The 9,285-nt window shown below is 68.2% G+C and carries 8 protein-coding genes; 7 read left to right on the top strand and 1 reads right to left on the bottom strand.

Annotated features, from left to right (window positions below; all coding sequences use genetic code 11):
- The 7 genes from ACFWYS_RS03535 to ACFWYS_RS03505 form a co-directional block, all read left to right on the top strand.
- Positions 1 to 581 (top strand): enhanced serine sensitivity protein SseB C-terminal domain-containing protein (locus ACFWYS_RS03535; protein ID WP_384762692.1); only part of this gene is annotated, 581 nt, incomplete at its 5' end.
- 381 nt (positions 582 to 962) lie between these two features.
- Positions 963 to 1,970, top strand: coding sequence for an ABC transporter permease (locus ACFWYS_RS03530; protein WP_384762690.1), 1,008 nt, complete (start codon positions 963 to 965; stop codon positions 1,968 to 1,970).
- Positions 1,971 to 2,038: 68 nt separating this feature from the next.
- The gene (locus ACFWYS_RS03525) at positions 2,039 to 3,829 is read left to right on the top strand and encodes an ABC transporter substrate-binding protein (RefSeq protein WP_384762688.1); all 1,791 of its coding nucleotides are present in this window, start codon (positions 2,039 to 2,041) and stop codon (positions 3,827 to 3,829) included.
- Between the two features lie 110 nt (positions 3,830 to 3,939).
- The gene (locus tag ACFWYS_RS03520; protein WP_384762686.1) at positions 3,940 to 4,938 is read left to right on the top strand and encodes an ABC transporter permease; all 999 of its coding nucleotides are present in this window, start codon (positions 3,940 to 3,942) and stop codon (positions 4,936 to 4,938) included.
- Entirely contained in the window at positions 4,935 to 6,032 is a 1,098-nt protein-coding gene (locus tag ACFWYS_RS03515) for an ABC transporter ATP-binding protein (protein WP_384762685.1), read from the top strand. Before ACFWYS_RS03520 ends, ACFWYS_RS03515 begins: the two co-directional genes overlap by 4 nt.
- A gap of 23 nt (positions 6,033 to 6,055) precedes the next feature.
- The gene (locus ACFWYS_RS03510) at positions 6,056 to 7,303 is read left to right on the top strand and encodes an ABC transporter ATP-binding protein (protein WP_384762683.1); all 1,248 of its coding nucleotides are present in this window, start codon (positions 6,056 to 6,058) and stop codon (positions 7,301 to 7,303) included.
- A gap of 63 nt (positions 7,304 to 7,366) precedes the next feature.
- Positions 7,367 to 8,023: a trimeric intracellular cation channel family protein gene (locus ACFWYS_RS03505; protein WP_384762681.1), complete on the top strand. Its 657-nt coding sequence runs from the start codon at positions 7,367 to 7,369 to the stop codon at positions 8,021 to 8,023.
- Here ACFWYS_RS03505 and ACFWYS_RS03500 read toward each other — a convergent pair.
- Entirely contained in the window at positions 7,932 to 9,170 is a 1,239-nt protein-coding gene (locus ACFWYS_RS03500) for an alpha/beta hydrolase (RefSeq protein WP_384762679.1), read from the bottom strand. The genes ACFWYS_RS03505 and ACFWYS_RS03500 overlap by 92 nt on opposite strands.
- Between the last annotated feature and the right edge of the window lie 115 nt (positions 9,171 to 9,285).

Raw genomic sequence — 9,285 nt, 5'->3', positions numbered from 1 at the left:
CCGCGCGCGCGGCGCGCGCGCCCGGGCTCCCCCCCCGCCGCGCGCGCCGCGCGGCCCCCCCCCTCGCCCGCACCCTCTACCCGGACCACTACGGCCTCTGGCTCAACCCGCACGCCCCCGGCGGCGGCGTCGGCATCCCCTGGCTCGACCTGCGCCGCATCGCCACCGGCCTGGACCGCCAGCCGGCCGGCCCGCTCCGCCTGACGGAGCCCGGCATCGAGATCCCGCAGTTCTACGCCCTGCTCGCGCAGAACGCCCACCGCACCCCGGCCGTCCGCTCGCTGCGCCGCGCCTGGGTACAGCCGGCGCTCGGCGCGCCGTATCTCGCCATCGGGCTCGACGTGTACGACACCAGCCCGCCCGCCGTGGACTCGGTGCGCTCGATGATGTCGCAGTCGATCGGCGCGGTCCCGGACGGACTGCCCGTCTCGACCGTGGCGATGTCCGACGAGTTCGACCCGGTCGCCATGTGGATGCGCGCGAACGGCCGGCCCTTCTACGACCGCGAGGCCCACGCCCCCGCACCCGCCCAGGCCCCGGCCTCGGGATACGGCTACCCTCCGTCACCCGGTCGCTACTGATCACTCTCCGACTGACCCGCCGTTCAGTCGGTGGCCCGACTGTCGTAGGTGCAAACCGCCCCCGACTTCGGTTTCACAGGTAAATCTCCGCGCGTAGATGCGATCGGAAGGTCCCGGTCCGCCCTCATACGCCCCAAGTAACTCGCGTCCGTCGTTCGTTACCTGCTGTTCGGATAACGGAACCCAGCAGACAGCATCACGGTTGCGCATCCTTTCCCCACCAGCTCTGGCAACAAAACGCTGAAGCGTTGAAGACTCCCGCTCCAGGGGTGCTCGCCCCTGTGTACGACGACTGAGTACCACCGCGTACGACGGACTGATCACGCCGCCACAGCGGCAAGTGCGGGCCGGCTACCGCCGGTCGAGAGGGGTCCCTGCCACATGACGGCACCATTGCACGAGCCGACCGCGGAAGCGGCCCCCAGTGCGGCCGAGGAAGCGGCGGTTGCGACCACCGGCGCCAAGGCCGTTCAGGGGCGTTCCCTTGGACGGATCGCCTGGGAGCGCCTGAAGCGGGACAAGCTCGCCCTCACGGGCGGCGTCGTGGTGCTCGTGCTCATCGCCGTCGCCCTTCTCGCGCCGATGATCGCCAATCTCGTGGGCCAGGACCCCGAGACGCACCACGAGGACCTGATCGACCCGCTGTTCGGCACGCCGACGGGGTCGCTGGGCGGCATCAGCGGTGAGCATCTGCTGGGTGTCGAGCCGGTCAGCGGCCGCGACATCTTCGCGCGCATCATCTACGGCGCCCGGGTCTCGCTCCTCGTGGGCTTCCTGTCCGCGCTGGTCGCGGTCGTCATCGGCACCGTGCTGGGTGTCCTGGCCGGCTTCTTCGGCGGCTGGGTCGACTCGGTGATCAGCCGGATCATGGACGGTCTGCTGGCCTTCCCGCAGCTGCTGTTCATCATCGCGCTGGTCTCCGTCATGCCGAACGAGATGCTCGGACTCTCCGGCACCGAGGTCCGGCTGTTCGTGATGATCCTGGTCATCGGCTTCTTCGGCTGGCCCTACATCGGCCGGGTGGTCCGCGGTCAGACGCTCTCGCTGCGCGAACGCGAGTACGTCGAAGCGGCACGATCACTCGGCGCCGGGCGGTTCTACATCCTGTTCAAGGAACTTCTGCCCAACCTTGTTGCCCCCATCATCGTGTACACGACGATGATGATCCCCACCAACATCCTCACCGAGGCGGCACTCAGCTTCCTGGGCGTGGGCGTCAAGCCGCCCACGGCCTCCTGGGGGCAGATGCTCTCCAGCGCGATCGACTACTACGACTCGGACCCCATGTACATGGTGATCCCGGGCCTGGCGATCTTCATCACAGTTCTTGCCTTCAATCTCTTCGGCGACGGCGTGCGTGACGCGCTCGACCCGAAGGGCTCCCGCTGAACTGCCGTTACCCAAGCGACCCGTGACACCACACGGGGTCTCTCATCAATTCCGGAGGATCCGAGATCGTGACTACCCAACGCACCTCAGGGCGGCGCAAGCAGGCCATGGCCGCTGCCGCGGTGGTCGCGGCGCTGCTCTCCACGGCGGCGTGCGGCGGCGGCAATGACAACGAGGGCTCCAAGGGCGGGGCAGCCGGCTTCGACGCCGCGAACAACAAGGTCGCCCAGGCCTCCCTCGCCAAGAAGGGCGGCACGCTGAAGTTCGCCGGAGCGCAGGACGCCGACTCGTGGGACACCACGCGCGGCTACTACGGCTTCATGTGGAACTTCTCCCGCTACTACAGCCGTCAGCTCGTCACGGGCAAGACGGAGCCGGGCGCGGCGGGCGCCGAGCTGACCCCGGACCTCGCCACCGGGCTCGCCAAGGTCTCGGACGACGGCAAGACCTACACGTACACCCTGCGTGACGGGGCCACGTGGGAGGACGGCAAGCCGATCACCTCCAAGGACATCAAGTACGGCATCGAGCGCGTCTGGGCGCAGGACGTGCTGTCCGGCGGCCCGGTCTACCTGAAGGACGTGCTCGACCCCAAGGGCGAGTACAAGGGCCCGTACAAGGACAAGTCGGCGGACAAGCTCGGCCTGAAGGCCATCGAGACGCCGGACGACAAGACCATCGTCTTCAAGCTGCCGCAGGCCAACTCGGACTTCGAGGAGATGCTGGCCCTGACGTCGGCCTCCCCGGTCCGCCAGGACAAGGACACCAAGTCCAAGTACGGTCTGCACCCGTTCTCCTCCGGCCCGTACAAGTTCGAGTCGTACAACCCGGGCAAGGACCTGAAGCTGGTCCGCAACACCGAGTGGAAGCAGGCCTCGGACCCGATCCGCAAGGCGTACCCGGACCAGATCACGATCAAGTTCTTCTCGAACGCCAACGACATGGACGCGCGCCTGATCGCGGGCGACTACGACCTGGACATCGGCCAGACCGGTCTGTCGCCGCAGGGCCGTACCACCGCCCTGAAGGAGCACAAGGGCAACCTGGACAACCCGGTCTCCGGCTACATCCGCTACGCGGTCTTCCCGCAGAGCGTGAAGCCGTTCGACAACGAGCACTGCCGCAAGGCCGTGATCTACGGCGCCGACCACGTCTCGCTGCAGAACGCGCGCGGCGGCCCGGTCGCCGGTGGTGACATCGGCACCAACATGCTGCCGCCGTCCGTCCCGGGTGCCGAGGGCCAGAAGTACGACCCGTACGAGATCTCCGGCGCCAACAAGAGCGGCAACGCCGCCAAGGCCAAGGAAGAGCTGAAGGCCTGCGGCAAGCCGGACGGCTTCAAGACCACCATCGCGGTCCGCAACAACAAGCCTTCCGAGGTGGCCACCGCCGAGTCCCTCCAGGCCTCGCTGAAGAAGGTCGGCATCACCGCCGACATCGACCAGTACGACGGCTCGCAGAGCTCCGGCATCATCGGCAGCCCCTCGAACGTGGTGAAGAAGGGCTACGGCATCATCATCATGGGCTGGGGTCCGGACTTCCCGTCCGTCCAGGGCTACGGTCTGCCGCTGTGGGACAGCAAGTACATCCTTGAGAGCGGCAACAACAACTTCGCCCTGATCAAGGACAAGGCGATCGACGGCCTCTTCGACCAGTACACCACCACGCTGGACGACGCGGGCAAGACCAAGATCGCCTCGGAGATCAACCACAAGGTCATGGAGGGCGGCTACTACCTGCCCTTCGTCTTCGAGAAGTTCATCAACTGGCGGTCGAGCAACCTGGCCAACGTCTACACGACGGACGCGTACAGCGGTATGTACGACTTCGTCAACCTCGGCCTGAAGAACTCGAAGTAGACCCGGCACACCCGCCATACGGCACGAAAGGCAGGTGAAGGCCGGCGCGGCGTGACCGCGGGCCATCGGACAATCTCCGGTGGCCCGCGGTCCGCAGCGGGCCGAGAGCTGTGCTCGCATACCTCATCAGGCGGCTGTTCGCCGCCGCAGTGATGCTCGTGGTCATCATCATGGTGGTCTTCGGCATCTTCTTCCTCGTCCCGAAGTGGGCCGGTGTCGACATCGCCACCAGCTTCGTGGGCAAGCAGGCCGACCCCGCGGCCGTCGAGGCCGTGCGGCAGAAGCTCGGTCTGGGCGACCCGATCTACGCCCAGGTCTGGGAGTTCTTCAAGGGCATCTTCACGGGCCGCACCTACGCGGCCGGTGGCGACGTCACGGAGTGCGCGGCGCCCTGCTTCGGTTACTCGTTCCGCAGCGAGCAGGCCATCTGGCCGGTGCTGACCGACCGCTTCCCGGTGACCCTGGGTCTCGCGCTCGGCGCCGCCGTGCTGTGGCTCGTGTTCGGTATCGCGGCGGGTGTCCTCTCCGCGCTCAAGCGGGGCACCCTGTGGGACCGCGGTGCGATGCTCGTCGCCCTGTCGGGTGTCTCCCTCCCGATCTACTTCACCGGTCTGCTGAGTGTCGCGATCTTCGACATCGGACTGGGCTGGATCGACGCGGAATACGTCCCGCTGACGGAGAGCGTCAGCGGCTACTTCACGTCCATGATCCTGCCCTGGGCCACCCTTGCCTTCCTCTACGCGGCGATGTACGCCCGGATCACCCGCGCCAACATGCTGGAGATCCTCGGCGAGGACTACATCCGCACCGCCCGGGCCAAGGGCCTGCGCGAAGGCGTCGTCATCCGCAAGCACGCGATGCGCTCGACGATGACGCCCATCATGACCATGCTCGGCATGGACCTCGGCGCCCTCATCGGCGGTGCCATCCTGACCGAGACCACGTTCAGCCTGCCCGGCCTGGGCCAGGCGGTGCTCAACGCGATCAAGACGCAGGACCTGCCCGTCATCCTGGGCGTCACCCTGATCACTTCTGTCGCGGTGCTCATCGCCAACCTCGTGGTGGACGTCCTGTACGCCGTGATCGACCCCCGAGTGAGGCTGGCATGACCGAACTCAGCAAGACCGGAGCGGCCGTGGGCGAGCCCACGGGCACCTCGCCGGCCCCGACCTCCTTCCTGGAGGTGCGCGACCTCAAGGTGCACTTCCCGACCGACGACGGCCTGGTCAAGTCCGTCGACGGACTCAGCTTCCAGCTGGAGAAGGGCAAGACCCTCGGCATCGTGGGCGAGTCCGGCTCCGGCAAGTCGGTGACCTCGCTCGGCATCATGGGCCTGCACACCGCCGGCCAGTACGGCAAGCGCAAGGCGCAGATCTCCGGCGAGATCTGGCTGAACGGCACCGAGCTGCTGTCCGCCGACCCGGACCATGTCCGCAAGCTGCGTGGCCGCGACATGGCGATGATCTTCCAGGACCCGCTGTCCGCGCTGCACCCGTACTACACGATCGGCCACCAGATCGTGGAGGCGTACCGCATCCACCACGACGTCGACAAGAAGACCGGCCGCAGGCGGGCGATCGAGATGCTCGACCGGGTGGGCATCCCGCAGCCGGACAAGCGGGTCGACAGCTACCCGCACGAGTTCTCCGGCGGTATGCGCCAGCGCGCCATGATCGCGATGTCGCTGGTCAACAACCCCGAACTGCTCATCGCGGACGAGCCGACCACCGCCCTCGACGTCACCGTCCAGGCGCAGATCCTCGACCTCATCCGCGATCTGCAGTCGGAGTTCGGCTCCGCGGTCATCATCATCACCCACGACCTGGGCGTCGTCGCCGAGCTCGCTGACGACATCCTCGTGATGTACGGCGGCCGCTGTGTCGAGCGCGGACCGGCCGAGGAGGTCTTCTACGAGCCCCGCCACCCCTACACCTGGGGCCTGCTCGGCTCGATGCCGCGGCTGGACCGTGAGCAGCAGGACCGGCTCATCCCGGTCAAGGGCTCCCCGCCCTCGCTGATCAACATCCCGTCGGGCTGTGCCTTCCACCCCCGCTGCCCGTACGCGGACCTCCCGAAGGACAACGTCACCCGTACCGTCCGCCCCGAGCTGACCGAGGCCGGCGGCCGGCACTGGGCCGCCTGCCATCTGACCATGGAGCAGCGGCAGCGTATCTGGACCGAAGAGATTGCGCCGAAGCTGTGAGCGAGAACCCCAAGGACACAGCCGTGACCACTCCGGCGAAGAGCGACGGTGCCACCCTCACCAAGGACGCCGCCCCCGGCGAGGTCCTGCTGAGGGTGTCGGGGCTGCAGAAGCACTTCCCGATCAAGAAGGGCCTGTTCCAGCGGCAGGTCGGCGCGGTGCACGCCGTCGACGGCATCGACTTCGAGGTCAGGTCCGGTGAGACCCTGGGCGTCGTGGGCGAGTCGGGCTGCGGCAAGTCGACGATGGGCCGGCTGATCACACGGCTGCTCGAACCGACCGCCGGCAAGGTGGAGTTCGAGGGCCAGGACATCACGCACCTCGGCGTCGGCGGGATGCGCCCGCTGCGCCGCGACGTGCAGATGATCTTCCAGGACCCGTACTCCTCGCTGAACCCGCGCCACACCATCGGCACGATCATCGGCGCCCCCTTCAAGCTCCAGGGCGTCACGCCCGAGGGCGGCATCAAAAAGGAAGTGCAGCGGCTGCTGTCGGTGGTCGGTCTCAACCCCGAGCACTACAACCGCTACCCGCACGAGTTCTCCGGCGGTCAGCGCCAGCGCATCGGCATCGCCCGCGCGCTCGCGCTCAACCCCAAGCTCGTGGTGGCCGACGAGCCGGTCTCCGCGCTGGACGTGTCCATCCAGGCGCAGGTCGTCAACCTCCTCGACGACCTCCAGGAGGAGCTCGGCCTGACGTACGTGATCATCGCGCACGACCTCTCGGTCGTCCGGCACGTCTCGGACCGGATCGCGGTGATGTACCTCGGCAAGATCGTGGAGCTGGCCGACCGCGACTCGCTGTACAAGGCGCCGATGCACCCGTACACCAAGGCGCTGATGTCGGCGGTGCCGATCCCGGACCCGCGGCGCAGGGCGGCCAAGAGCGAGCGCATCCTGCTCAAGGGCGACGTGCCCTCGCCGATCTCCCCGCCGAGCGGCTGCCGCTTCCACACCCGGTGCTGGAAGGCGACGCAGATCTGCACGACGACCGAGCCGCCGCTGAAGGAGCTGGCGCCCGGTCAGCAGGTCGCCTGCCACCACCCGGAGAACTTCGAGGACCAGCAGCCCCAGGACACGGTGCTGCTGTCCGTGGCCAAGGAGGCCGCCGAGCTGGTGGCCGACGAGGTCCTGGCGGAGTCGGCGGCGACGTCCACCGCGGTGGCTGCGCAGGTGGAGGCCGAGGGGGTCACCGAGGCCTCGGAGACTGCCGAGGCCGACGAGACGGCGTCCGAGGAGTCCACCCCGTCCTCAGAGTCCACCGAGAAGTAGCCCAGCCCAAGCCCTCGCCTTTCTTTGCAAGGCGAGGGCTTTGCGCTGCGCAAGAATGTACGGGTGCTCCAGCAATTGTTCAGCCCGTCCGTCCAGCACACGCTCGACCTGATCGGCATCTTCGTCTTCGCGATCTCCGGCGCCCTGCTGGCCGTCCGCAAGAACTTCGACATCTTCGGCATGGCCGTCCTCGCCGAGGTCACCGCCCTGGGCGGCGGGCTGTTCCGGGACGTGGTCATCGGCGCCGTACCCCCGGCCGCCTTCACCGACCTGGGCTACTTCCTCACCCCGCTGCTCGCCGCGCTCCTCGTCTTCTTCCTCCACCCGCACGTGGAGCGCATCCAGACCGGCGTGAACGTCTTCGACGCGGCGGGCCTCGGTCTGTTCTGCGTCGCCGGGACGACGAAGGCGTACGAGTACGGACTCGGCCTCACCGCCTCCGCCTGCCTGGGCCTCGCGACCGCCGTGGGCGGCGGTGTGCTGCGCGACGTCCTGGCCAACGAGGTGCCGTCACTGCTGCGCTGGGACCGCGACCTGTACGCGGTCCCGGCGATGGTCGGCGCCGCGATGGTCGTCCTGTGCATCCGCTACGACGCCCTGACCCCGCTCACCAGCGCCTTCGCGGCCGTCACGGCTTTCGTGCTGCGTCTTCTAGCGATGCGGTACCACTGGCGAGCTCCGCGTGCCTGGAACCGGCGTTCGACGGTGCGAGAGGAGTAGTCCCCGACTCCGTACGGGCCCCGTGCTGCGTCCCCATCACCTCGGTCAGCCAGCGGAACGCGGGCACCACCTGCGGCTTCCACAGCGCCATGGTGTGGCCGCCCGCGTTCTTCGGGACGAACACCACGTTCACGGCCGTCGGCGCCTTCGCGACCCGCTTGAGGGCCATCGCCGCCTCGTATCCGTCGCCCGGCTGACCGGACATGTATAGCGCGACGCGCGGCGGGACTGCGGCGTCCTTCAGGAGCACGAACGGGTTGTTCGCCGCCCGCAGCGCCCGGGACCGGCCGGCGAGCGACTGGGGTACGGCGGAGGGGTCGTTGTACCCCGACATGCTGACCGCGGCCCGGTAGCGGTCGGGGTGGGCGACCGCCAGCTTCGTCGCGCAGTGCGCGCCCGCCGAGTACCCGGCGACCGCCCAGCCGTCCGGCGCGGCCTTGGCACGGAAGTTGTCCATGACCATCTTCGGCACATCGATGCTGAGCCAGCTGTCGGCGTTGACCTTGCCGGGTATGTTCGCGCAGCCGGTGTCCTTGCCGGGCAGCAGCGTGGTGCGCGGCGAGACGATGATGAACGGCTCGATCTGCCCGCTGCGCATCAGCGGCGCCAGCTGCTGGGGCGCGTCCATCGTCCCGTACCAGGCCTTCGACGAACCCGGGTAGCCCGGCAGCACCTCGACGACCGGGAACCGGTGATTGCGGTAGGCGGGCTCGTGGTACTGCGGCGGCAGCCAGACGTTGACCTCGGCGTGCACCCCGGACACCTGGCCCTTGAGCTGCGTGACGAGCACCCCGCCCTCCGCGCGCATGCCCGGACCCTTGGCCGGCTTGAAGGTCTGCCGGACCTTGGGCAGCTTCTCCAGCGCGATCCCGCCGGTGCCGCTCACCCCGAGGTCGGCCGCCTCCGCGACATGGTCGCTGGTGCCGAGCAGGTCGCCCCAGTTGTCGTACAGCTGGTTGGAGTTGTTGACCATGGTGAACACCAGGGCGACCGCCGTGCCCTGGGCGAACAGCACCATCAGCACTCTGGCAACGGTCCGCAGGACCTTGGGCCCGCGCACCCGCGACCAGAGGACCAGCGGCAGCACGACGGCCACGGCGCACAGCGTGACAAGCGTGTAGAGGAACGGGGTCCCGGTGAGACTCATGTCCTCATAGAGGGCGAGAACGGGCTTCGGGTTTCGGGCGACCAGGGACACTTACCGAAAAGTTGCCCAGGTCTCACTGCGTTTCGGCCTGCCTCCACATCAGAAAGCTACCGCT

Source organism: Streptomyces sp. NPDC059010 (assembly GCF_042740355.1).
In the GTDB taxonomy this organism is placed as follows: Bacteria; Actinomycetota; Actinomycetes; order Streptomycetales; family Streptomycetaceae; genus Streptomyces.
The sequence above is the reverse complement of the archived record's forward strand: the minus strand, read 5'-3'. Positions and strand labels throughout refer to the sequence as shown.